21 protein-coding genes, 1 tRNA gene and 2 pseudogenes are annotated in these 21,668 nt (G+C 61.2%); 12 read left to right on the top strand and 12 right to left on the bottom strand.

Annotation, left to right across the window (positions count from 1 at the left end):
• The first annotated feature begins 160 nt into the window (after positions 1–160).
• Positions 161–1,582 (top strand): F-box domain-containing protein, encoded by a 1,422-nt coding sequence (locus IHE30_RS00520; RefSeq protein WP_337687956.1) that lies wholly within the window; start codon positions 161–163, stop codon positions 1,580–1,582.
• A gap of 123 nt (positions 1,583–1,705) precedes the next feature.
• Here IHE30_RS00520 and IHE30_RS00515 read toward each other — a convergent pair whose 3' ends face one another.
• The 3 genes from IHE30_RS00515 to IHE30_RS00505 form a co-directional block, all read right to left on the bottom strand.
• Entirely contained in the window at positions 1,706–2,374 is a 669-nt protein-coding gene (locus IHE30_RS00515; RefSeq protein ID WP_337687954.1) for a phosphoribosyltransferase, read from the bottom strand.
• Positions 2,375–2,430: 56 nt separating this feature from the next.
• The gene (locus tag IHE30_RS00510) at positions 2,431–2,616 is read right to left on the bottom strand and encodes a hypothetical protein (RefSeq protein ID WP_337687953.1); all 186 of its coding nucleotides are present in this window, start codon (positions 2,614–2,616) and stop codon (positions 2,431–2,433) included.
• Between the two features lie 96 nt (positions 2,617–2,712).
• On the bottom strand, positions 2,713–3,582 hold the full coding sequence (locus tag IHE30_RS00505) for a manganese catalase family protein (RefSeq protein ID WP_337688358.1): 870 nt from the start codon (positions 3,580–3,582) through the stop codon (positions 2,713–2,715).
• 408 nt (positions 3,583–3,990) lie between these two features.
• Here IHE30_RS00505 and IHE30_RS00500 point away from each other — a divergent pair, with 408 nt between their 5' ends.
• The 4 genes from IHE30_RS00500 (at position 3,991) to IHE30_RS00485 (ending at position 6,597) form a co-directional block, all read left to right on the top strand.
• Complete coding sequence (locus IHE30_RS00500) at positions 3,991–4,245, top strand: DUF6566 family protein (RefSeq protein ID WP_337687951.1); 255 nt, start codon at positions 3,991–3,993, stop codon at positions 4,243–4,245.
• Positions 4,246–4,733: 488 nt separating this feature from the next.
• On the top strand, positions 4,734–4,937 hold the full coding sequence (locus IHE30_RS00495) for a DUF6723 family protein (RefSeq protein WP_237576787.1): 204 nt from the start codon (positions 4,734–4,736) through the stop codon (positions 4,935–4,937).
• 70 nt (positions 4,938–5,007) lie between these two features.
• The gene (locus tag IHE30_RS00490; RefSeq protein ID WP_337687948.1) at positions 5,008–6,273 is read left to right on the top strand and encodes an Nramp family divalent metal transporter; all 1,266 of its coding nucleotides are present in this window, start codon (positions 5,008–5,010) and stop codon (positions 6,271–6,273) included.
• Between the two features lie 21 nt (positions 6,274–6,294).
• Entirely contained in the window at positions 6,295–6,597 is a 303-nt protein-coding gene (locus tag IHE30_RS00485; protein ID WP_337687947.1) for a hypothetical protein, read from the top strand.
• A 229-nt stretch (positions 6,598–6,826) separates the two neighbouring features.
• Here IHE30_RS00485 and ydiK read toward each other — a convergent pair whose 3' ends face one another.
• The 7 genes and pseudogenes from ydiK to IHE30_RS00450 form a co-directional block, all read right to left on the bottom strand.
• Positions 6,827–7,918, bottom strand: a complete 1,092-nt coding sequence (gene ydiK, locus IHE30_RS00480) for an AI-2E family transporter YdiK (RefSeq protein ID WP_337687946.1) — start codon at positions 7,916–7,918, stop codon at positions 6,827–6,829.
• 621 nt (positions 7,919–8,539) lie between these two features.
• The gene (gene arsB, locus IHE30_RS00475) at positions 8,540–9,610 is read right to left on the bottom strand and encodes an ACR3 family arsenite efflux transporter (RefSeq protein ID WP_337687944.1); all 1,071 of its coding nucleotides are present in this window, start codon (positions 9,608–9,610) and stop codon (positions 8,540–8,542) included.
• Positions 9,607–9,912 (bottom strand): hypothetical protein, encoded by a 306-nt coding sequence (locus IHE30_RS00470; RefSeq protein ID WP_337687943.1) that lies wholly within the window; start codon positions 9,910–9,912, stop codon positions 9,607–9,609. The genes arsB and IHE30_RS00470 overlap by 4 nt, the downstream gene beginning before the upstream one ends.
• A 57-nt stretch (positions 9,913–9,969) precedes the next feature.
• Positions 9,970–10,448, bottom strand: a pseudogene (locus tag IHE30_RS00465) (ArsI/CadI family heavy metal resistance metalloenzyme).
• Positions 10,445–10,786 carry an ArsR/SmtB family transcription factor gene (locus IHE30_RS00460; RefSeq protein WP_337687941.1) on the bottom strand — a complete coding sequence of 114 codons (342 nt, stop codon included), beginning with the start codon at positions 10,784–10,786 and terminating at the stop codon, positions 10,445–10,447. Before IHE30_RS00460 ends, IHE30_RS00465 begins: the two are co-directional and overlap by 4 nt.
• Before the next feature lie 438 nt (positions 10,787–11,224).
• Positions 11,225–11,301 (bottom strand) — tRNA-Met (locus IHE30_RS00455).
• A gap of 857 nt (positions 11,302–12,158) precedes the next feature.
• Positions 12,159–12,336: pseudogene (locus IHE30_RS00450) on the bottom strand (response regulator); the annotation flags it as partial.
• 324 nt (positions 12,337–12,660) lie between these two features.
• On the opposite strand from IHE30_RS00450, the gene recA reads away from it, so the two are divergent.
• The 6 genes from recA (at position 12,661) to IHE30_RS00420 (ending at position 18,050) form a co-directional block, all read left to right on the top strand.
• The gene (recA, locus tag IHE30_RS00445; RefSeq protein ID WP_337687940.1) at positions 12,661–13,725 is read left to right on the top strand and encodes a recombinase RecA; all 1,065 of its coding nucleotides are present in this window, start codon (positions 12,661–12,663) and stop codon (positions 13,723–13,725) included.
• A gap of 54 nt (positions 13,726–13,779) precedes the next feature.
• The gene (recX, locus tag IHE30_RS00440) at positions 13,780–14,208 is read left to right on the top strand and encodes a recombination regulator RecX (RefSeq protein WP_443193560.1); all 429 of its coding nucleotides are present in this window, start codon (positions 13,780–13,782) and stop codon (positions 14,206–14,208) included.
• A 155-nt stretch (positions 14,209–14,363) separates the two neighbouring features.
• Positions 14,364–15,002 carry a DUF2889 domain-containing protein gene (locus tag IHE30_RS00435; RefSeq protein ID WP_337687939.1) on the top strand — a complete coding sequence of 213 codons (639 nt, stop codon included), beginning with the start codon at positions 14,364–14,366 and terminating at the stop codon, positions 15,000–15,002.
• A 12-nt stretch (positions 15,003–15,014) separates the two neighbouring features.
• Positions 15,015–16,181 (top strand): ADP-forming succinate--CoA ligase subunit beta, encoded by a 1,167-nt coding sequence (sucC, locus tag IHE30_RS00430; protein ID WP_337687937.1) that lies wholly within the window; start codon positions 15,015–15,017, stop codon positions 16,179–16,181.
• Positions 16,182–16,268: 87 nt separating this feature from the next.
• Positions 16,269–17,150 carry a succinate--CoA ligase subunit alpha gene (sucD, locus tag IHE30_RS00425; protein ID WP_041754466.1) on the top strand — a complete coding sequence of 294 codons (882 nt, stop codon included), beginning with the start codon at positions 16,269–16,271 and terminating at the stop codon, positions 17,148–17,150.
• Between the two features lie 186 nt (positions 17,151–17,336).
• Positions 17,337–18,050 carry a TerC family protein gene (locus tag IHE30_RS00420; RefSeq protein WP_337688356.1) on the top strand — a complete coding sequence of 238 codons (714 nt, stop codon included), beginning with the start codon at positions 17,337–17,339 and terminating at the stop codon, positions 18,048–18,050.
• A 248-nt stretch (positions 18,051–18,298) separates the two neighbouring features.
• On the opposite strand, the gene IHE30_RS00415 is transcribed toward IHE30_RS00420, so the two are convergent.
• Positions 18,299–18,877 carry a pilin gene (locus IHE30_RS00415; RefSeq protein ID WP_337687935.1) on the bottom strand — a complete coding sequence of 193 codons (579 nt, stop codon included), beginning with the start codon at positions 18,875–18,877 and terminating at the stop codon, positions 18,299–18,301.
• A gap of 160 nt (positions 18,878–19,037) precedes the next feature.
• Here IHE30_RS00415 and IHE30_RS00410 point away from each other — a divergent pair, with 160 nt between their 5' ends.
• Positions 19,038–20,843, top strand: coding sequence for a PglL family O-oligosaccharyltransferase (locus tag IHE30_RS00410; RefSeq protein WP_337687933.1), 1,806 nt, complete (start codon positions 19,038–19,040; stop codon positions 20,841–20,843).
• Between the two features lie 64 nt (positions 20,844–20,907).
• Here IHE30_RS00410 and moaC read toward each other — a convergent pair whose 3' ends face one another.
• The gene (gene moaC, locus IHE30_RS00405; RefSeq protein ID WP_337687932.1) at positions 20,908–21,387 is read right to left on the bottom strand and encodes a cyclic pyranopterin monophosphate synthase MoaC; all 480 of its coding nucleotides are present in this window, start codon (positions 21,385–21,387) and stop codon (positions 20,908–20,910) included.
• Positions 21,388–21,668: the final 281 nt, after the last annotated feature.

Genomic DNA, 21,668 nt, shown 5'->3' with positions numbered 1-21,668 from the left:
CGTGCATCTCGCAGCCATCGGACCAAAACCTATGCGTGGCCGCTTGCCGCTGTCCCCAACGAGGTGATTTAAGCTATCTTATGTGTTAATGCGTCAATAGGTGGGCGCCACGCAGCCATCGATGGCCGCATTCCCCTCCGAACATTTTCCCGGTGAGTTCATGGATTTCGATTCAATCCACGCGTACAGTACGGTTGCTGCCCATTACATATTACAACAGCAAATTACCGTTGTGGGTGCTGCGCCGCCAAGTCTAATAGGGGGTAGTGCGCTTGCCGCGCTGCCGGCCGGCCAACGCGAGGCGCAACAGCCGGCTGGCTCCGCAGCGAGGCGCGCGACGACGTTCGACGATCTGCCGCCCGAGATCACTCGGCGGATCGCAGCGCACACGTCGTTCGACGACATGGGCAGCTTGTCGTCGGCGACGCGGCGCACCTATCACGCGCTGCAGGACATGCGACGCAGCTGGCTTTGTTATCAGCGAGCCGACAATGTCCGTTGGCTTGATTCGCGCCGCACACAGGAGTTGCTGGACGAAATCGAACGGATCGGCGGCGAAGCGATATTGCGGGCTGAGCCGCTCGGGGCGCTGTGGCCTCGAATATCGGAATTGCCGCAGCAATACCGGGCGCAAGCATACAAGCGGATTTTCGACATGGCGGGCCGGTTGCCGACACATGCGAGCTTGCCGATACGCAAAGGTATGATCGGCACTATACCGGGATTGCCGGCCCAGGAGCAGTTGCCAATGTATGACTTCGTCCATGCGGCTATCGAAAAGAGTGGTGCCGCCGGGCATGGCCAGTTGTGGGCCTCGCTTGCATGGCTGCTCCGATGCTTGCCGCTGGATCCGCCGCGCTTCGAGCGCGAATACTCGGCTTTCGTCGGCAGGCTTGCCTCGCTGGATGCGCCTGCGCAGGCGGAGTTGATCGTGCAGTTGGTGATGCTGCTGCCTGGCTTTTGCGAGGATAACGCGGATGAATCGGCCACGCTGGCCAGTTACCATCGGCTTATGCAAGATTGGATGCAGCGGTTGCCTCCGGCTTATCGGGGGGCACCAATCGGCGCACTGGCCCATATGATATGGTTGCTGCCGGTGGAGCAAATGCCGGCGCTTTATACGCAGTTGCGTAGCCTCACGGAGGCGTTGCCGGACGATCAGATCGGCCTTGCGCTTCGGCGCCTGCCGACTGCGTTGGTGTTGCTGCCGCAGCAGTACCATGCAGCCGAATTCGCGCTGCTGGAGCCTCTTGTCAGTCGCATACGGCCCGAGCATTGTGAGGCAGTCACGCTGGGATTGCTCGAAAGCACCGTCGGACTGGACGACGCGACGCTGTACAAGTGGGTGTGGCGCAAAGCGTTTCAGCTGCTCGACGGCTGCGACGACACCTGTCTGTCTAACGTGGTCGACGAATTGGTCCACCAACAATTGGTACCATTGCTTTCCGTGCAGCAATGGGAGGACGCAAAACGCGAGATTCTGGCGTTCATCGAGCGTAACCCGCTCAGCGACGCGGCTCGCACACAGCTGCTTGACTTCGTCAGCACGACAGTGCCAGAGGATGAACTTGCGTACGATTAGCCTTCAGTGGCGCTGCTGTGCGCGTGCTTTCACGTCGGCTGGCGCCAGCGCGGTGACCGACATGCGGCTCAGTTGCGCACTGACGTTTTGACGCTTGCGTCTGGCCCGCACGGCTGACGCAACTCAGGCGCGCCTATCGCGCGCCTGTGTCATCAATTTGATGACTTCGTCGTCAGTGGTTTGCGCGAAATCGACGTAATATAGACTTACGGCGCCAAACGAATCAAGCGGTGCGATGCATACAGCGTCGTGCGCCAGCGTCGCGATCGAATTCCAAACGTCGCGTGGAGCGACCGGTGCTGCCGCGACTAGGCGTATAGCGTCCAAATTGCGCAACGCGAGTAATGCCGCCTTCATCGTGCTTCCAGTAGCCACACCATCGTCGACGACGATAACCGTACGGTGCGAGGCCGCAACAGGTCCCATACCATCCCGATATAACGCACGGCGTCGTTCCAGTTCCTGCCATTGGCGGTGCTGCTCACCGCGCAAGTAGTCATTGCTGGGGCGCAATATGGAAATGATGTCGTCATTCCAGACCACTTGCGGCGGATTCCCGTCAATGATGGAGCCGAGCGCGAGTTCAGGCTGCTGCGGCGCGCCAAGCTTGCGTACCAGCAGCACATCAAGCGTGCCGCCAAGGGCGCAGGCCACCTCGTATGCGACTGGGACACCGCCGCGTGGTAGGCCAACGACGAGCGGCGCAGCATCACGATAACGCGCAAGGGCACGGCCCAGCACAACGCCTGCCGCGCGGCGATTGTCGAAAGGCAAAGGTGGCGGGAACTGCATGAACTGTTTACTGCGTCGTTAGCCCAGGCGACAGGTTTGCGACATCGGGCCGCTCTTTACTGTTTATCGCTGCGCTCACTCGAATCGACCTCGGATAGATCGTCTTCGCGTACTTGCGTTTCGCGCACGGTCGTGCCTTGATCGTCGGTTTCAGACACGTCCGTGGTAAATGTGTCACGCTGGTTTGGCTTAACTTGCTCGGCACCATGTTGCGGGTCGTTTGCAGTAGCGTAGTTTGCCATTTCGATACTCCTGTCGGGTGAATATTGCCTCGGTGTCAAGCAAGTGATGTTCCGTGCGTCGTACCGGCACAACTTGCCCATGCGATGAATCTTGTACTACGGTTTTTTCATGCCCAGTTCCACACCGGTCTCGGGATCCACGGACGGATCCGATTTCAGCCGCTGCCTCATTGCGTTCAGCGCGGCGTCCTCGTCTGGCTGAAGGGTGACGGTGGCGCTGCCGTCGCCACCATCGACCGCGGAGGGCGGGTCTTGCACGAGCTTCAAGTCGCCGCCTTCATTCCACGGGCCACATTCCGGCGGCGCGCCCTTGGACATTTTGAAATAACTGCTCGCATATTCTGGCGTGGGCGGCAGCTTGCCCGGCGGAAAATTCGACGTAATCGAATAAAGCGCTTTTTCGAATGATTTTTGGTGAGAGACCTCGCGGGTCATCAAAAAGCCGAGCGCGTCTCGCACGCCGGGATCGTCGGTGACGTTGATCAGCCGCTCATAGATGATCTTGGCCCTAGCCTCGGCGGCGATATTTGAGCGCAGGTCGGCGGTCGGCTCGCCAATCGTATCGATGTACGCAGCGCTCCACGGCACGCCGGCTGAATTCGTCAGCGGCGTGCCGGCGCCATACAGCACTTGTGTCACGTGGCTGTCATTGCCAGCGCCATTCAGTTTGCGATAAAGCTCAGCCTGCTCATCAACCGCCTCGGCCAACTCGCCCTTTGCTCCGCGGTTGAGCATCGCGACGATGGAACCGATGATCTCCAGATGACTGAGTTCTTCCGTCGCGATATCGAACAGCATGTCCTTGCGACCGGGATCTTCCTCGGAGATGGCCTGCGTGAAGTAACGCATTGCTGCAGCCAATTCGCCTTGCGGGCCGCCAAACTGCTCCAGCAACAGATTCGCTAGGCCGGGGTCCGTGCCATTGACCCGCACAGTGTACTGCAATCGTTTGTTGTGGACGAACATGAAGCCTCCTGTGACGTGAAAGATGTCGCGGTGCTCGTCAAGGCCATACGCGTAACGTCGGCCGCCGATTTGCTCGCGCAACGCCCGTTCCCGCCAACGCAACGCGCAACCGCGTTATGGCACGGGTATTGCGCTAGCGTGGCGACAGCGACATCGTCCGCGCACTCCCATAGAAGACTGTCCGGTGCATGCCGTGCAATCGAAAGGAATCCCCACACAGTCGGAACGGCTCGATTTGTTCGTTGAAAAGAGGCCTTATGCAAAGCAAGCCTGTAGCAGGCAGCGCGAGCATCTAGGCAGATAATGCAAGCGTATGGCAGGTAGTGCAGACGTGTAGCAGGTAGCGCAGGCGTGTGACCGGTACCGCAGTGGAGGCAACGGCGAAACGTGGATCAACGCAGGACGATGATGAATAGCTTATCCGGCCCCAGTGATGATGGCGCCGTGGTACTGGATTACCTGGGCCACCATGTCACCGTAACGGCGCAGCGCAACGCGCGGGGCGCGTGGGTACCGCAGGTCCAAATCACGCATGATGGCACGCCGGTGCAGTTCGACATGCCGCAAGAGGCGACGCCAGAATGGCTTACCGTTGACGAAGCCGTGCGCGCCGGACTGGAGCGGGCGCGTTTGCTGATCGAGAGGCGACGAGGCGCCGGTTAACGGTGGGCGACGCGACAGCGGGCGGCAGATTCTTGCTGCCTGTTGTACTTGTACGCGGACGCCGGTGCCGGTGTGTCGGTGGGCGCGTCCGCGCACCAGTGATGCGGCACGTACCCGCGAGTACCGCGTACCAAACACATCGCGGACCGGCAGCGCGGACGAAACGTACCGGGGGCTGAGCGTAGCGTGTGTGCCGGCGCGTTTGGCCTGGGTTCGCGCAAGCTTGCAAATTGAGGTTGCTGGGGCTCGCAGCCGGGAACAAACCGTGCTGATGGCTAACGGCGACGCCTGGTCGATGAAGCCGGCGCCGTGTTTCGAGCGAGGCACGGCGGTAGCCGGCGCTGGACACCGCGCGGTGCTGGCGTGGGAGCTGAGTTCGGCGTTGGCGTATGGAACCGAGTCGACAGGAGAGGACCGTGCAGTACAACCCACCCCAAGCCGGGGGGCAGGAGCCCGGCGCTGAGGAACCCTGGAGCGAAGGATTCAAGGTGCTCGTCACCGCCAAGCCCGGCGTGGACGGCCGTTTTATTGGTGTGCTGAAGGTCGTGCGACAGGCTGATCGTCGCGTGATCTTCCCATTTTCGGGCGCTCCGGAGATCGGCCCGTTCGACACGATTGAGCAGGCGCGTGCGGCAGCGCTTGAATACGGCCGTAAGGTCGTGGCCGACGACCGGCGCAATCCAGAACGGTGACGCCACGCCGTCGCAGGGCGTCGCACGGACCGGCGCCGCTGCGTTCAACACGACGGGAATGGGCAAATTCATGGCGATTTCCAGCGAGCAAACCGCGCAGCAAGTTAGGCAGGTACTGGACGGCCGCCGACGCGGCGTGCGCATCCTGCTACCGTTGGCCGGACCGGCCGTGGTGGTGTCGGTCGCCTACATGGATCCGGGCAACTTCGCGACCAATATCCAGGCCGGTGCCGGATACGGCTATCAGTTGCTGTGGGTGGTGTTGTTCGCCAGCCTCGTTGCGATGCTCTTCCAGGGCTTGTCGGCACGGCTTGGGATCGTGACCGGATGCAACCTGGCTCAATTGTGCCGGGCGCGTCTGCCTAAGCCGATGACTTTGTCGATGTGGATGGCCAGCGAACTCGCGGCAATGGCCACAGACCTGGCCGAGTTCATCGGTGGTGCCATCGGCGTGGCGTTACTGTTTCACATCCCGCTGCTCGCTGCCATGGTGATCGTCGGTGTGCTCACGTACCTGATGCTGATGTTTCAGCGGCACGGCTTTCGGCCGCTGGAATTGGCGATCGGCGCCCTAGTCGGTATCATCGCGTTGGCCTATGTCGCGCAGCTATTCATCGTGCCGATTGATTGGCGCGCGGTCGGCCACGGCGCGCTCCACCCATCGATACCGGACCATCCGGCATTGACCATCGCGGTCGGCATCGTTGGCGCAACGGTGATGCCGCATGCGCTTTTTCTGCACTCGGGACTGACCGGCGAGCGCATCGTCGCGCGAAGCGACGCGGACCGCCGCACGCTGCTGCGCTACAGCCGGATCGAGGTGCTCGTTGCGCTGAGCGTGGCGGGACTGGTCAACATGGCCATGGTGGTGATGGCTGCCGGCGCATTCCACCCCGGCCATGCACACGTCGCCGAGATCGATCAAGCGTACCGGACGTTGACGCCGTTATTCGGTGCCGCGGCCTCGACGTTGTTCATCGTGTCGCTGATCGCGTCGGGCTTGTCGAGTTCGGTGGTTGGCACAATGGCGGGACAGATGATCATGCAAGGCTTCGTCGGTTTTCGCATTCCCGTTGTCGTGCGCCGCTTGGTAACGATGCTGCCTGCGTTCCTTGTGGTGGCCGCCGGTGTCGATGCGACCCGTGCCCTGATCATTAGCCAGGTGGTATTGAGTCTCACGGTGCCGGTGCCGATGATCGCGCTGGTCTGGTTGTGTCGTCATCGCGACGTGATGGGGCGCTATCGGCTCGGTCCGTGGCTTGCCGTATTATCGATGTTAGCCGCGGTGCTGGTGATTGGCTTGAACGTCGCACTGATCGTCGACACACTACGCTAGCAGCCCCATTGCGTTTCAACCATGCGACGTGAAGGCTTGCCGCTGGACGGGCGGCGGGCTTCAGTGGGCCTCGTCGCCGTAACCCGCGAAAGCGGCGCGAAGGCTTCGATTGACAACAGCGTAGATAGTGGCGGTGTGTTGGATGGCGACCGTTCTTGCGGTTACCCGGAGTTTTGGGTTGTGTCCAATCTGACCACAGGATACGCAATGGGCATTGCCGCGTTCGCGTGCCGGAGACTCGACTCGATCGTCAACGGCGGCGGCGATTATAGCTTCGTGGTTGTGGCGCGCACGGGGTGCCGCGCGGTCGCGCTCAGCGCTTGACAAAGCCGGGCCGGCCGTCAGGTAGCCGATCGGCGTACAGCGTGCCGGCAGACAGGGATCTGGGTTTAGTGTGGTTTGGGACCGGTGAATGGCCAGCGCGACTCACGAGTCCGTTGCTCATCGTGCGGCGCTGGGTTGAACGCTGGCGATGATATGAACCAATGCAAAACTAAATGAACAGACTTTAGTAACGTAGCGGAGACGGCGCGGGGTATCCGCGCCGTTACGGCTATGCCCGTTCTTGGCGAGTGGGGCGGGACACGGCCTTGGCCTGCTCGTCAATCCACGCATGCATCAGCTTGTAGGTGACGGCCAGAATGACCGGCCCGATGAACAGTCCGACGATGCCGAATGCGATCAGTCCACCGAGTACGCCAGCCAACACCAATAGCATCGGCAGGTCCACTCCGCGCTGAATCAACGGCGGACGTATGACGTTGTCGAGACTGGAAACGACGAACGCCCAGATGAGCATAGCGACCCCGGCGATAGTCGCATCCTGATAGAACAGCCAGATTGCCGCGCCGATCAATGGCAGCAGCGGACCGATCTGCGCCAGGCATAGGATGAGAATAATCGCGCATACCATGCCCGCGCCGGGTATCCCGGCGGCGAGTAGTCCCAGACCGGCCAGCGCCGATTGCACGGCCGCGGTCACGACGATGCCCAGCGCGACGGCGCGGATGGCCTGGCCGGCCAGACGCACCGCGGCCGTGCCGCGCTCATCGGCAAGGCGATAGGCGAAGCGTCGCACGGCCCCTGCTGCCGTTTCGCCATGCATGTACAACACTCCGCATAGGATCAGCGTCAACAGCAGATGCACGAGTACGCCCCCGACCGCGGTCGCTTGCGATACCATCCATTTCGCGCCGGTGTCCGCGTAAGGGGCAATGAATTCCTGTAGGCCGTTGACGCCGGCGTGGGCAAGCCGCTGCCATGCCGAGGTGATGCGCTCGCCGACCAGTGGCACCTCGTGCAACCAAGCCGGTGGCGGCGCGGGCCGGTAGTCCGGCAGGGCACGGGCGTGCTGCAGGATCGTATCGGCGTGGGCCGCGATGGCCACCACTGCGCCATACAGTGGCAACGCGATGACGATCAGCAAGGCGGCCAGCATCACCGCAGTAGCCCGGCCGCGTCGTCCGCCGAGCCGCTCCTGCGCGCCGCGCATCAGCGGCCACGTTGCCACGACGATCATCGTGGCCCAGATCAGCGCGGGTAGGAATGGGCGCATGATGTACAGGCTGCCCCCGATTAGCAGCGATAGCACAAAAATGATCAGCAAAGCCCGCGCGAGGTCTGTTTGCGCTTGCGAATGGTTCATACCGTCGATACCTCCAGCGTAATTGACGTGCCGCGCCCGACGCGGCATGCGTGGGACTGTAACGGATCGGGCCCGGCTCACGCGAGCATGTTCCACACGATGGCGAAAAAACGCGTGCTTATGGCCGGTGGGGCATCATGGTTGCGACAGCCACGATTTCAATGGGCAATGGAGAGAGTAGCCATCGAGTCTTTTCATGCGCGCGATGGTCAATGCGTTTAGGCACAACGTGCGCCATTGGATGGAGACAGCGGCCTGCCGATGACGCGGTCGCAAGGCCGTATTCGGCGTCGCGGCACGCGACTCACGCGTGCTGCGCATCGGTCAGCTGGCACGCGGCCGCCTTATCTGCTTTCAGCCGCGACGTCACGGCCTGGTACGTCGTGTTCAGCATCGCGTCGGACCTGACTCACTGACGGGCCGTGCATTCGTTCATCGTTTGCTGATCGACCGCGTCCGTGGTGCAATTCGGCTGCGCGTGCGCGGCGCGGCCCAGCAACAACGCGGCGAACCAGGCTCCATGACGCATGGCGAGGTTCCTGTTCATATCGGCCTGCATTCATGCTACCCGCGCGCCGCTGTGGTCCGGGATTTTCACCTCCGGTGAGTGCTTGTGCTGACTCAAGCCCGCTCATACCAGCTTTTCGATTGGTTGACGATGCGCACCACTAGCAGCATGACCGGCACTTCAATCAGCACGCCCACGACGGTTGCCAGCGCTGCGCCGGAATTGAGCCCAAACAGGCTGATTGAGGCCGCGACCGCCAGTTCGAAGAAGTTGGATGCGCCGATGAGCGCCGACGGGCAGGCGATAGTGTGTTTTTCGCCAACGGCGCGATTGAGGCAGTATGCCAGTGCTGAATTGAAGAACACTTGAATCAGAATGGGCACCGCAAGCAGGGCGATCACGAGCGGTTGCTTCAGGATCGCTTCGCCCTGGAACGCAAAAAGTAGCACCAGCGTCGCTAGCAGTGCGGTAATAGACCAGGGGCCAATCTTCGCCATAGCGGTGTCGAATGCAGCTTGTCCCTTCGCGAGCAGCAGCTGACGCCAGATCTGCGCGAGGATTACCGGAATAACGATGTAGAGCACCACTGATGTGAGCAGCGTAGCCCACGGCACCGTGATCGCGGAAATACCGAGTAAGAGGCTCACCAGCGGCGCAAACGCAATCACCATGATGCTGTCGTTCAACGCGACCTGAGACAGGGTAAACAACGGATCGCCGCCGGTTAGTCGGCTCCAGACGAATACCATCGCTGTGCACGGCGCGGCAGCCAGGAGGATTAGGCCAGCTAGGTAGCTATCGAGCTGTTCCGCCGGCAGCATCGGCGCAAACAGGTGCTTGATGAACAGCCAGCCGAGAAACGCCATCGAGAAGGGCTTGACGAGCCAGTTCACGACGAGTGTGACGCCGATACCCTTGACGTACTGTCGGACTTCATGCAACGCGCGGAAGTCGATTTTGACGAGCATCGGAATGATCATCACCCATATCAGCAGCCCGACTGGGAGATTGACCTGCGCGTATTGCATCCGTCCGACTTGCTGAAACAGACTAGGCAACGCTTGGCCGAGCGCCATGCCGGCGATGATGCACAGCGCTACCCAGACGGTCAGATAGCGTTCGAAGAAATGAATGGCAGACTTGGTGACGGCCTTTCCCGGCGGGATGGCGTTGGGCGTGTTCATTGGACTGCTCGACGCATCGGCGTAACCCCAATGCGCTTTGACCGGACTGCTGGGCCAGTATGGCACGTCTGCGACGCCACGCTGTCGCACACCGTGCTGGCGATGCGCATTGTGGGTACACCGTCGCCGATGATCTCGTCCCCGCTTTTGCTCCGATACCCGTCGGTGGACAAACACCAGCGCGCGAGCGCGCGAAGCGCGAGCGGATTCATCTCGCCTTTTGGATGGCTACCTGCCAAATATGCGACGAAGCGCCCGCCGAACGGGTTCGTCAACGCTTCGGATAGAAGATGCGAGCGCACGGAGTTATCGGTACACAAGAAGAGAATGGGGTAGCGCTTGTCATTCATGGTCGGGCGTCAGCAGCAGGCAGATTTCACCGGCACGCCGACTGGTTTGCCGCCAATAGAGGCGCAGCAAACGGAAGCGCTGGCGTTTGAGTCGCTCGCTGGCGTGGCACGGGACCCGCCGAAAGGCGGGATGTCGGCAAGGATCGAGTATGTCTCCTATGCGATGCCCTGCGGATCGCCCCCCAGTATTTATTGGAGCGTGCGTAGCAGCAGGCGTCTCCGATTTGCTCGTCAACGGACAGCGCGGTATCGCGGAGGCGATCGTGCATCTGCGCACGCTCGGCTTCGCTTTTGGCCTGCCCGCCTAAATGATCGAATCTCAATGCCGCGCCGCGCTGTGAAACGTCGACATTCACCTGCGGAGCGCCGAGCAACCATTTAGCGTAGTCGGGCTGCTTGACCGTGGGTTCGCTCGCGAATAGCTTCGAGTAAAATCGGATGCTCGCCGCCAGCGCTTCGACGCAGGTAGGGATAGGCAAACGTTTCACGATGCTTTTTCCTTTGTCGGCTTGCAACTGGCGGCATGGATGGGCGAACAGGGATGGCCGCCGCAACAATTGTCGGTCAGGAATGCCAACAGATCGTTCATGGCCGGATAGTTGGCTGAATAGATCATGTAGCGCCCGCGCTGCTCGACCGTGACGAGATTGGCGTAGGTCAACTCTTTCATATGAAAAGACAGTGACGACGGTGCAAGGCCGAGATGTTCCGCAATTTGGCCAGCGGGTACCCCGCTTGGGCCGGCTTCGACGAGGAATCGGAAGGCGGCTAGTCGGGATTCCTGGGCTAGCGCGCTAAGTGCGCGCACGACAATGTTCATTTCCATATTTCAATGATAGTCGAAATAAAAAAGAAAAAACGATCGACTGAAGATTTTCTGCTCTAGCGACATCGCGGGTGAGGTTGGGTCGTGGAGACGCAGTGGTAGTGCTGAGTGCTTCGGCAGGGCAACTTGGAGGCGCTAGTCTGGCTTTGATTGACCGTGCTCGACCTTGGCTTTGCGGTTTGCGAGTCGCGTAGCGCTTTGATTCATAACAATGAACTGCACGCCGCTAAAGTTTCGAAGGCAATGCTTGGGTGGTGGGAGAGGGATGCGCGGTGCTTAGCGTCGAGCAAGGGGCGCGACGCATTTGGCAAATGGCCTGAACGGGCGTCTTGGCCTTCAGCGAAGGGTATGGGATGGCGCCGGATAGGAGACGTCGTCTCATATCGACTTGCAGCGGCAAAAAAAGGCCTAGCATCACTGCTAAGCCCTGGATTTTCTTGGTGGCGAATCAGGGACTCGAACCCCGGACCTGCGGATTATGATTCCGTCGCTCTAACCGACTGAGCTAATTCGCCTAAAGAACCCCGGATTATGGGCATACCGAGACGAGTTGTCAACGATTTTCGCGTTTTCTGTCGTGAGCCCATGAGTTGTCCGGGTTTATAGCACGTAATGTGTCCGGTTTTTGGGTGTCATATGGAGCCACCTGTAAGCCGGGTACGTTGGTGACAGGAAACCCGGAAGATGAGACGCGAAGGGGGCGACAGCGACGGGCAGGACAAGCGACTCACCTGGCAGGACAAGCGATTCCCGCAGGCCGAGGCGGCACGGCTATTGGGGCTTGCGAGCACACGTTTCGGCGGCAGATGGGGCGCTACGAGGCCGATGGCCTGCGCGGGTTGATCGACAAGCGACTAGATCAGGTTTCGCACAAGCGCGCACCGGTCGGCAGCCACTGTTTCCATACGCCTAAAGCCGGCGAAAAGGCCGATGCGAACACAGTGGCGCAGTTCGGCCGAGCGCTGGCGCAACGGGGTATCGAGTACATTGGAGCACATTGCGGCCTATGGGTCGCAGGCTCATGGGTGTTCAGAGCGGGCCTTCGGTCCGCACTAGCAGCGCTTACCCCGCGAGTTGGCCAAGGCTGGCATCACCGACATGCAGCAAGCCAGCGCCTACCTGGCGCAGTGCTACATGCCGCGTCACAATGCTGAGTCCGCCGTGCCGGCCGCTGAGCCGGGCAGCGCCTTCGCGCCCTATATCGGCAACGGCTTAGTAGACATTTATGCGAACACCACGAGCGCGTCATGGGCAACGACAACTGCGTGATGTTCGGGCGGCGGCTCAAATTGCAGAGTCCAGCTAAGCGCACACGGGCTCACTACGGCAAGCAGCGTGTGCGGGTGCCTCGCTATGTGGATGGCGCGCTGAACCCGCTCATGCGTGGCAGTTCGAGATCGAGAATCCGCAGATCGAACGATTGCATCGACAGGGCAATGTCGGCCTCTATCCCTGTCTTGACGTAACCGACCGCATAGCCCGATTGGCGGAGTGCTCGGATCAGACCATCCGCAAGTATGCTGTCATCATTCGGCAATGAGAATGCGCACGGGCGTGTTTTAGGGTCGGCAGCGCAAACCTGTCCCCCTTTCCGGCGTCTCCTTGTCGTGCATATTGCAACGACACGCGGTGTCCAGCGCAATGTGCAACGATTCTTCTACCCCGAGGGCGTGGCACGCAGCGCGACCAGGCATGCTAGTTGCGAGAAGGATGGATGTATTTCGCGCTTGCAAACAACACTGTTTTTTTATACAGTATCTGGAGCCGCGCATTGGCGCGGGCAGCGGTTTCATCCGGGGATGACCGGCATGGCCGCGATGCGAGGCGTGCCGCTTCGGCAACAGACTGCCGCTCATCATAGCAAAGGACGATTCATGGAAGAAAGCAAGAAAGGCTCAACTGGACTGACTGCGGAGAAGAGCAAGGCACTGGCTGCCGCGCTGTCGCAGATCGAGAAGCAGTTCGGCAAGGGGTCGATCATGCGGCTTGGCCATGGCGAGGCAGTCGAGGACATTCAAGTCGTATCGACTGGCTCACTCGGCCTGGACATCGCGCTAGGCGTTGGTGGGCTGCCGCGTGGCCGTGTCGTCGAGATCTACGGGCCGGAATCGTCCGGCAAGACGACGCTCACGCTGCAGGTGATCGCCGAGATGCAGAAAATCGGCGGCACCTGCGCGTTCATCGACGCGGAGCACGCGCTCGATGTCCAGTACGCGTCCAAGCTGGGCGTCAATGCGTCGGAACTACTGATTTCTCAGCCTGATACTGGCGAGCAAGCACTGGAAATCGCCGATGCACTCGTGCGCTCGGGGTCGATCGACATGATCGTCATCGACTCGGTGGCCGCGCTCGTGCCGAAGGCCGAAATCGAAGGTGAAATGGGCGATTCACTGCCCGGCCTGCAGGCGCGGCTGATGTCGCAGGCGCTGCGCAAGCTGACCGGCACAATCAAGCGGACCAATTGCCTAGTCATTTTCATTAACCAGATTCGCATGAAGATCGGTGTGATGTTCGGCAATCCGGAAACTACCACCGGAGGTAATGCGTTGAAGTTTTACGCGTCGGTTCGGCTCGATATCCGTCGGATCGGCTCGATCAAGAAGAACGACGAAGTCATCGGTAACGAAACGCGGGTTAAGGTGGTCAAAAACAAAGTGTCGCCACCGTTCCGCGAGGCGATTTTCGACATCTTGTATGGTGAGGGGATTTCGCGACACGGTGAAATCATCGATCTTGGCGTCCAGGCGAAGATCGTCGAGAAGGCGGGTGCCTGGTATAGCTACAACGGTGAGAAGATTGGCCAGGGCAAGGACAATGCGCGAGAGTTCCTGCGCGAGAATCCGGATCTTGCGCGCGAGATCGAAAATCGCGTCCGCGAGTCGCTCGGTGTCGTAGCGATGCCGGCCGGCGCGGTGGTTGCCGAGGGCGGACAAGCGTAACGCGAAGTGCACGTGAAGTGCCCACGCCCCGCGCCAAGCCTGAAGGGGCGCGCGTTGAGATATTTGTCGCGCCGGGATTACAGTCGTGCCGAACTGGCTGCGAAGCTCAAGCGCGACGCCCAGGAAGGCGACAATATCGAGCCGATTCTCGATGCACTCGAGCGAGACGGCTGGCTGTCTGATAGTCGGTTTGCCGAAAGTGTCGTGCATCGCCGTGCGTCCCGCTTCGGCGCGGCCCGGATCGTCGGTGAATTGAAGCGGCACGCGTTGCATGGCGACCTGCTGGACGACATCAGCAATCAATTACAGGAAACCGAATGGGAGCGGGCGAAAGCGGTGTGGCAAAAGAAATTTCAGGGCCATGTCGCGCAGTCGCCAGCCGAGCGTGCCAAGCAAGCGCGTTTCCTGGCCGCCCGCGGCTTTTCCCGCGCGGTGGTGGCGCGCCTCGTCAGCGGGATCGACGACGAAGCCGGCGATGAATGACGGTCCGCGTAGACTGCGTCGTGCTACGTGGGATGTTGTGCTTCGCCTATGCGTTCGGGCGATGAAGCGCGTTCCAGGGCGCGCGCGGGTGTCGGCAGGCCGTCGGACCGGTATGCTAAAATCGCTGGGTTTTCCATCCGGCCGCAACCCTTTCCATGCCGCTCCCTCCCTCTGCTCCTCGTTGGGCGCGTCATCGCCGTGCGATTGACGTGCAAGCGTTCGAGCGTGAAGACGGCCTGTGGGACATCAAAGCATGCCTGACCGATCGTAACGCGCGTGATACGCAACTCGCAACCGGCGTTAAGCCGATCGGGCTACCTATCCACGAACTTCGACTGCGGGTGACGATCGATCGCCAGATAAATGTCGTCGATGCGCAGTCGCCGGCGGCGAAATGGGTTTCTTATTCGGGGCATGGCGAAGACGCTAATCCAAGCGATTGCGCATTGATTGGGTTGGACCTGCGTCGTGGGCTCCGGCATGCCGTCACTAAGCGTCTTGGTGAGGCGGTGGGCTGCACGCATCTGACCGATTTGCGCGTGCTATCGTCGAGCGCAGCCATTCAAGCTTGCGTCGGCGAGGCGTCGCAGACAGGCACGTCAGACACGGACGCAGCTGGCGATGCGATGCTGTCTCGGCTTGATCGCTGCCACGCGTTGAAGCTTGACGGCCCGTGGTCACGCAATGCTATCCGAGCTGGTATGGCCACGCGCCGCGTGAAGTCCGCGCCGCATCGTGCGCGAAGCCGCGCCAAGCGCCACATACAGCGATATTCATTCCAACTCTCAGACTGAAGGGAATCACGCATGAAGATTCACGAGTACCAGGGTAAAGAGATCCTGCGGAAATTCGGGGTCACGGTGCCGCGCGGCCAGCCCGCGTTTTCGGTAGATGAAGCCGTCAAGGTGGCCGAGGAGCTTGGCGGCCCGGTCTGGGTGGTGAAGGCCCAGATCCATGCTGGTGGCCGTGGCAAGGGTGGTGGCGTCAAGGTCGCGAAATCGCTGGATCAGGTGCGTGAGTATTCGAACCAGATCCTCGGCATGCAGCTCAAGACGCACCAGACTGGCCCCGAAGGGCAAAAGGTCAACCGGCTGTTGATCGAAGAAGGCGCAGACATCAAGAAGGAACTGTATGTCGGTCTCGTCGTCGACCGCATTTCGCAAAAGGTTGTGCTGATGGCCTCCAGCGAAGGCGGCATGGACATCGAGGAAGTGGCCGCGAAGACGCCCGAGTTGATCCACAAGGTTGCGGTCGATCCGGCTAAGGGCTTGCAGGACGCTGAAGCAGACGAGATCGCCAAAAAAATCGGCGTACCGGATGCATCGCTCGCGCAGGCCCGTGCGAACCTGCACGGACTGTACAAGGCATTCTGGGAAACGGATGCATCGCTGGCTGAAATCAACCCGTTGATCCTGACCGGCGACGGCAAGGTAATCGCGTTGGATGCAAAGTTCAACTTCGATTCGAACGCGCTGTTCCGTCACGTGGAGATCGTTGCCTACCGTGATCTCGACGAAGAGGATCCGGCCGAAATCGAGGCGTCGAAGTTCGATCTCGCCTACATCTCCCTGGATGGCAACATCGGCTGTCTGGTCAACGGCGCCGGCCTGGCGATGGCAACGATGGATACGATCAAGTTGTTCGGTGGCGAACCGGCGAACTTCCTCGATGTCGGCGGTGGTGCGACGACCGAGAAGGTGACCGAAGCGTTCAAGCTGATGCTGAAGAACCCGAACCTGAAGGCCATCCTTGTCAACATCTTCGGCGGGATCATGCGTTGCGATGTGATCGCCGAGGGCGTGATCGCGGCATCGAAGGCGGTGCACCTGCAAGTCCCGCTGGTCGTGCGGATGAAGGGCACCAACGAGGACCTCGGCAAGAAGATGCTCGCCGACTCCGGGTTGCCAATTATTTCCGCGGACAGCATGGAAGAAGCCGCGCAGAAGGTCGTCGCCGCAGCCGAAGGCAAGTAAGCCGCCGCGCTCACTTCGAGGATACGCATGGTGTCGTTGCCACCGCGCCTTGCGCGAGCTGCGACGCCGAACGAAAGAGGTCATTACATGTCGATTCTGATCAACAAAGATACGAAGGTCATCACGCAGGGTATCACCGGCAAGACCGGCCAGTTTCATACGCGCGCCTGCCGCGAGTACGCAAATGGCCGCGCTGCCTATGTCGCGGGTGTCAATCCGAAGAAGGCCGGCGAGGACTTTGAGGGCATTCCGATTTTTGGCAGCGTCAAGGAAGCCAAGGCGCAGACCGGTGCGACGGTGTCGGTGATTTACGTGCCGCCGGCTGGGGCTGCTGCGGCAATCTGGGAAGCAGTCGAAGCCGATTTGGACCTGGCGATCTGTATCACCGAAGGCATTCCGGTCCGGGACATGATCGAGGTGCGCGACCGGATGCGCCGTGAGAACCGCAAGACGTTGCTGCTCGGGCCGAACTGCCCAGGTGTGATCACGCCCGACGAGTTGAAGATCGGCATCATGCCTGGTCACATCCACAAGAAGGGCCGCATCGGCGTTGTCTCCCGCTCGGGTACGTTGACGTATGAGGCGGTCGCCCAGCTGACCGCCCTTGGTCTGGGTCAATCGTCGGCTGTCGGGATCGGCGGCGACCCGATTAACGGTCTGAAGCACATCGACGTGATGAAGATGTTCAACGACGATCCGGATACGGATGCAGTCATCATGATTGGTGAAATCGGCGGCCCGGACGAGGCAAATGCGTCGTACTGGATCAAGGACAACATGAAGAAGCCGGTCGTGGGCTTCATCGCCGGCGTGACGGCGCCTCCTGGCAAGCGGATGGGTCACGCTGGCGCATTGATCTCGGGCGGTGCCGACACCGCCGAAGCGAAGCTTGAGATCATGGAGTCGTGTGGCATCAAGGTAACGAAGAACCCATCTGAGATGGGTCGCTTGTTGAAGTCGGTGCTGTAAGCGCCGCCGACACGCACGCATCACTTCCGGTACAGCCGGCCACCGCGAAGCGGTGGCCGGCTGTGTCTTTTTCCAGCCGGTGAAGCGCGGAATTTGATATGCTTTCGAAAACCTTTCGTGTGCGGCGCTTTCTATAAGCAGTGAGTCTGAAAGACGCTTGGTCTTTTTCATTCCGCATTGGCCACCATGCTCGAACTGCTCGCGTCGTTGAACTGGAGTGCCGTGCTCCAGATCGTCATCATTGATATTCTGCTGGGCGGCGACAATGCCGTCATCATCGCGTTGGCCTGCCGGAATCTGCCGCCCGCGCAACGAGTGCAAGGCGTGCTGTGGGGCACGGTTGGCGCCATCGCGCTGCGTCTCGTGCTGATTTCGTTCGCCGTGCTGTTGCTCGATGTGCCAGTGCTGAAGCTCGTGGGTGGCCTGTTGTTGCTGTGGGTCGGCATCAAGCTGATGCAGCCGCAGCTGGATGCGCATGGCAGTGTCAAGGCCGCGGATAAGCTGTGGGCGGCCGTGCGCACCATCATCGTCGCCGATTTCGTGATGAGCTTGGACAACGTGATCGCGATAGCCGGCGCGGCCGATGCGGCTGCATCGGAGCATCGGCTGGGGCTGGTGGTCTTTGGCTTGCTGTTGAGTGTGCCGTTGATCGTATGGGGCAGCACGCTGGTGCTCAAGCTGCTGGATCGTTTCCCGGCGATCGTTACACTCGGTGCCGCGTTGCTCGGCTGGATTGCCGGTGGTCTGATTATCGGTGATCCCCTTGTGGCGAGGCTGCTTGGGGGCGGTATGCAAGCGTATCACTACGTCGCCAGCGTTGTCAGTGCGCTGACCGTGGTCGGGATTGGCGGGTGGCTGAAACGCCGTAGCCGACATGGTACGGCGGTGCGTGCTCGCTGACGCGCGGACACGGGACGCGGCGACCAACGCGGCCCAGCACTCCATCACGACGCTGCCAGTGTCGTTCATGGGCGCAGCCCCCGTGGCAATCGCGCAACGCAGGCGCTCGTCCACGGCATGACGATGCGCGCAGGTCCGGTGCACCGGTACCAGTCCTTTGATGCCACCATGCCCAGCATGCCGGCGGCACTGCGATGCCGCCACGCCCAGCGTGCCGATGCGCCGTGGCACACGAACCTGGATGCGGCTCACGCACGGCACTCCGGCGGCGCAAAACGGGCCGGCAGTGTCGGGCTCGGGTCGGGCACTGGCCCGGGAATTGGAAGCGACGAAGTGGTCTTGCCTGCGGCGAAGCACTCCCAGGTCAGTGTGCCTGCGCCGCTGCGGTTGCTGCTAACGGATACTTGGGCATAGGGTGCGTCCGGATCGTCGGATGTCGACGGTACCAGCACAAGCGTGTTTTCGCCGGATGGGGCGACTAGGGCGGTATAGCGGATCGTGATGGCCCCCGTTTTGTCGTCGATGTCGATCGATTCCACATTGCGTGTCGCCGGCGCTCGTGCATAGCCGTTGCCGAGCCGTTGCGCGCCCGCCACGACGTTTTCTGCTACGGCCAGCCGCGCTGGCGCGGCCAACGACAGGCCCTCGCCGACCCGGCTGCGAGTCAGATAATCGCGGTACGCTGGGAGCGCAAATGACGCGACGACGCCAACGATTGCCAGTACGATCATCAGCTCCACCAGCGTGAATGCCGCGCATAATGGTGCTGGTCCCCGTGCCGTGGTGCGGTCAGAATCGTCGGGCTTCTGGCGGGTCGATGCAGTCATCGGTGCACTCCTTACTAGGGGCCGCTTCGGGAATCGAACGCGGTCCGAGCAATGGTGCGCGACAGGCTGAGTCAGCTGTAGTCAGCTAAATAGCCAATGCATTGCCACAGCGGTGCGGAATTTTTGTATAGTGCGCCGGTTTCCTCGAGTCCAACCCGCCATGCCCGTATCGTTGTCGCGATTGCTCACATTTGTCTTTCTTATCCTGGCCTGGATCCTGCCGTACGCAGTCACGCTACATACGTATCCGATCCCGACCTTCTACGCTGAGTACTCGGCGCTCGCGTTGTACCTGCTGGTCGGGGCATCGGTTTTCGCGTGGGTGTGTGCGTGCGGCGAGCGCGCGGCGATCGATGCGCCGCGGGTGGCGCTCGTGCCGCTGCTGTTCGGCGCGTTGTTGTTTGCGCAGCCGTTCATCATCAATACCGTGCAGCCATCGATGAACCTGCTCGGCGGTGGGTTCCTGCTCGCCGCGTTGATGGCGACGCAGACGGGGTACTGGATCAGTCGCCTTGGTTCGATGCAGCGCGCGTTCAATGTGATGGCGTACGCGCTGCTGGCAGGTGGCGTATTCGCGGTGTTTTGTCAATTCGTCCAACTATTTCATTTGGAAAACCGCGTGGCGCCCTTCGTGGTCAGCTACCCCGTGCAGGTAGGGCGGCGGCCGTTCGGTAACATGGCGCAGGCGAACCATTTGGCGACGTACATTGCGTTTGCGCTGGCCGCGGCGCTGTATCTGGTTCAGCAGCGACGGTTACGCTACCCGGTATGGATCGTGTTGTCGGTAGTCTATGCAGCCGGTCAGGCATTGACGGTTTCGCGCGGCCCCTGGTTGCAGACCGGTGTCATCGTGCTAGCGGGGGCATGGATGGCGTTCGAGGCGCGTCGCAGTCGCGCCTCTTCTTATGGTGGACGCCACGACACCCGGCGTTTGCTGCGCGACTGGATGACGCCGGTGTTGCTGCTGGTTATTTTCGTCGCCGTCAATCTCGCGACGCGCTGGGCCAATGCGTCTTTCAATCTAAATTTGGGGCAGTCCGCCGCCGAACGGTTCCAGGATGCTGGCCAGATTGCGCCGCGGTTGGCGCTCTGGAAATACGGGCTCGCGATGTTTGAGATGCACCCGTGGTTCGGCGTTGGCTGGGGCGAATTTCCGCGCACTCAATACGAACTCGTCGACAGGCTTGGTAGCGTCGAGATCGCGAACAATTCCCATAACATCGTGATCGACCTGTTGGCCAAGACCGGTGCACTCGGGCTGGCAATCGTCGTGGTGGGGCTGCTGCTGTGGTTTGTGCCCGTGCTGCGCGGTGGTGAGCGGATCGAACGGGTATTCGGTGTTGCGCTGATCGGCATCCTGTTGATGCATGCGCTGGTCGAGTATCCGCAGCAGTACATGTTCTTCCTGCTGCCGGCGTGGTTCGTGATTGGTCTGCTGGAGACCTCGCCGCTGCGGGCGGCGCCCGCCGCCGCCCGGGGAGGGCAGGGCGCGCTGATATTGGCCGGCCTCGTCGCGTTGTACCCGATCCAGCGCGACTATGCGCGCTCGGAAGTGCTGTATTACAGCTCGAATCCCTATGAGCAATACCGGGCTGATCCGGCGGTGCTATTTTCCGCATGGGGCGAATATGGTCTCGCGACATTGTTGCCATTGGACAAGACCGATCTCGACAAGAAGCTGGCGATGCACCGTCAGGCGATGGCCCTGTTGCCTGGAGAAACCGTGGTGCGGCGGTATGCGGTGCTGCAGGCGATCGCTGGCGATACCGACGGCGCGCTGCAGACCATGCGACGACTGAAGGTGTTTGCAGACATGTTGAAGGATTGGCCGGCGCAGCTTGCCGCAGTGTATCGCGCGTGTGACGATGCGGGCAGTGTGCTTGTGCCATTTAAGCAGGCGCTTGTTGCCCGCTATGGGATCGTTCCCGCGGCGCCGCTGGAGGACGGCGAAGACAACGGGGAATGATCGGCGTGGCCGGTCCCGCCCTAGCGCGGGACCCGTTTGATGGGATTCGCCTTCCCTGTCGTGCCTATTCTCCCGCCACCCAACCCCCGGACTTGCCGCCGTGCTTCTCGAGCAGCTTCACGTCGGTGATCGTCATGCCGCGATCCACAGCCTTGCACATATCGTAGATGGTCAGCAGGCCGATCTGCACCGCCGTGAGCGCTTCCATTTCGACGCCGGTGCGGCCGATCGTCTCGACGCGGACGGTGCAGTGCACGGCCGCTGGCTTTTCGTCTAGAGTGAAATCGACACTGACGCGGGTCAGCGCGAGCGGGTGGCACAGTGGAATCAAGTCGGCTGTGCGCTTGGCGCCTTGAATCGCCGCGATACGTGCGACGCCGAGTACGTCACCCTTGGCGGCGCGACCTTCGCGGATGAGCGCCAGTGTGTCGGCGCGCATCGCAATTGTGCCACGCGCCATCGCGACACGTCGGGTTGCGTCCTTGTCGCCAACGTTGACCATCTGCGCCTGGCCGGATGCATCGAAATGAGTCAGTTCTGACATGATAGGGATGGCTCGATATCGTTGCCGGACAGCGGCGGTATGGGGCTTGCGGGGACTCGCCTCCGCGTGAGGCTGGTCCGGTGGAGGCTGTCCGGTGCGCGGCGCCTCGGCGTGCAATAGCGATTCACCGAGGCCCGCAGGCATCCCGGTATCATAACAGTGGCACGCACGGGCGCGTGCACGAGCACCGCGGCGCCGGGCCTACGGGGATTCACGGTGGTGTGTCGGCTGAATGGGTGCTGCCGTGCCGCAGCCGTGTACCGGAATGTCCTGATCAAGTC

The sequence above is a fragment of the Mycetohabitans sp. B46 genome, assembly GCF_037389205.1.
In the GTDB taxonomy this organism is placed as follows: Bacteria; Pseudomonadota; Gammaproteobacteria; order Burkholderiales; family Burkholderiaceae; genus Mycetohabitans.
Note: the sequence above shows the minus strand (reverse complement) of the source record. Positions and strands in the feature narration are given on the sequence as shown.

Excerpts from the sequence above, each read along its gene's own strand:
- IHE30_RS00485 (WP_337687947.1), top strand. The coding sequence starts at position 6,295 with ATGCGACGTGAAGGCTTGCCGCTGGACGGGCGGCGGGCTTCAGTGGGC.
- IHE30_RS00410 (WP_337687933.1), top strand. The coding sequence starts at position 19,038 with ATGCCCGTATCGTTGTCGCGATTGCTCACATTTGTCTTTCTTATCCTG.
- IHE30_RS00435 (WP_337687939.1), top strand. The coding sequence starts at position 14,364 with ATGCCGCTCCCTCCCTCTGCTCCTCGTTGGGCGCGTCATCGCCGTGCG.
- IHE30_RS00490 (WP_337687948.1), top strand. The coding sequence starts at position 5,008 with ATGGCGATTTCCAGCGAGCAAACCGCGCAGCAAGTTAGGCAGGTACTG.
- IHE30_RS00505 (WP_337688358.1), bottom strand. The coding sequence starts at position 3,582 with ATGTTCGTCCACAACAAACGATTGCAGTACACTGTGCGGGTCAATGGC.
- arsB (WP_337687944.1), bottom strand. The coding sequence starts at position 9,610 with ATGAACACGCCCAACGCCATCCCGCCGGGAAAGGCCGTCACCAAGTCT.
- ydiK (WP_337687946.1), bottom strand. The coding sequence starts at position 7,918 with ATGAACCATTCGCAAGCGCAAACAGACCTCGCGCGGGCTTTGCTGATC.
- sucD (WP_041754466.1), top strand. The coding sequence starts at position 16,269 with ATGTCGATTCTGATCAACAAAGATACGAAGGTCATCACGCAGGGTATC.
- IHE30_RS00460 (WP_337687941.1), bottom strand. The coding sequence starts at position 10,786 with ATGGAAATGAACATTGTCGTGCGCGCACTTAGCGCGCTAGCCCAGGAA.
- IHE30_RS00500 (WP_337687951.1), top strand. The coding sequence starts at position 3,991 with ATGAATAGCTTATCCGGCCCCAGTGATGATGGCGCCGTGGTACTGGAT.
- moaC (WP_337687932.1), bottom strand. The coding sequence starts at position 21,387 with ATGTCAGAACTGACTCATTTCGATGCATCCGGCCAGGCGCAGATGGTC.
- recA (WP_337687940.1), top strand. The coding sequence starts at position 12,661 with ATGGAAGAAAGCAAGAAAGGCTCAACTGGACTGACTGCGGAGAAGAGC.
- IHE30_RS00520 (WP_337687956.1), top strand. The coding sequence starts at position 161 with ATGGATTTCGATTCAATCCACGCGTACAGTACGGTTGCTGCCCATTAC.
- IHE30_RS00515 (WP_337687954.1), bottom strand. The coding sequence starts at position 2,374 with ATGCAGTTCCCGCCACCTTTGCCTTTCGACAATCGCCGCGCGGCAGGC.
- sucC (WP_337687937.1), top strand. The coding sequence starts at position 15,015 with ATGAAGATTCACGAGTACCAGGGTAAAGAGATCCTGCGGAAATTCGGG.
- IHE30_RS00420 (WP_337688356.1), top strand. The coding sequence starts at position 17,337 with ATGCTCGAACTGCTCGCGTCGTTGAACTGGAGTGCCGTGCTCCAGATC.
- IHE30_RS00415 (WP_337687935.1), bottom strand. The coding sequence starts at position 18,877 with ATGACTGCATCGACCCGCCAGAAGCCCGACGATTCTGACCGCACCACG.
- IHE30_RS00510 (WP_337687953.1), bottom strand. The coding sequence starts at position 2,616 with ATGGCAAACTACGCTACTGCAAACGACCCGCAACATGGTGCCGAGCAA.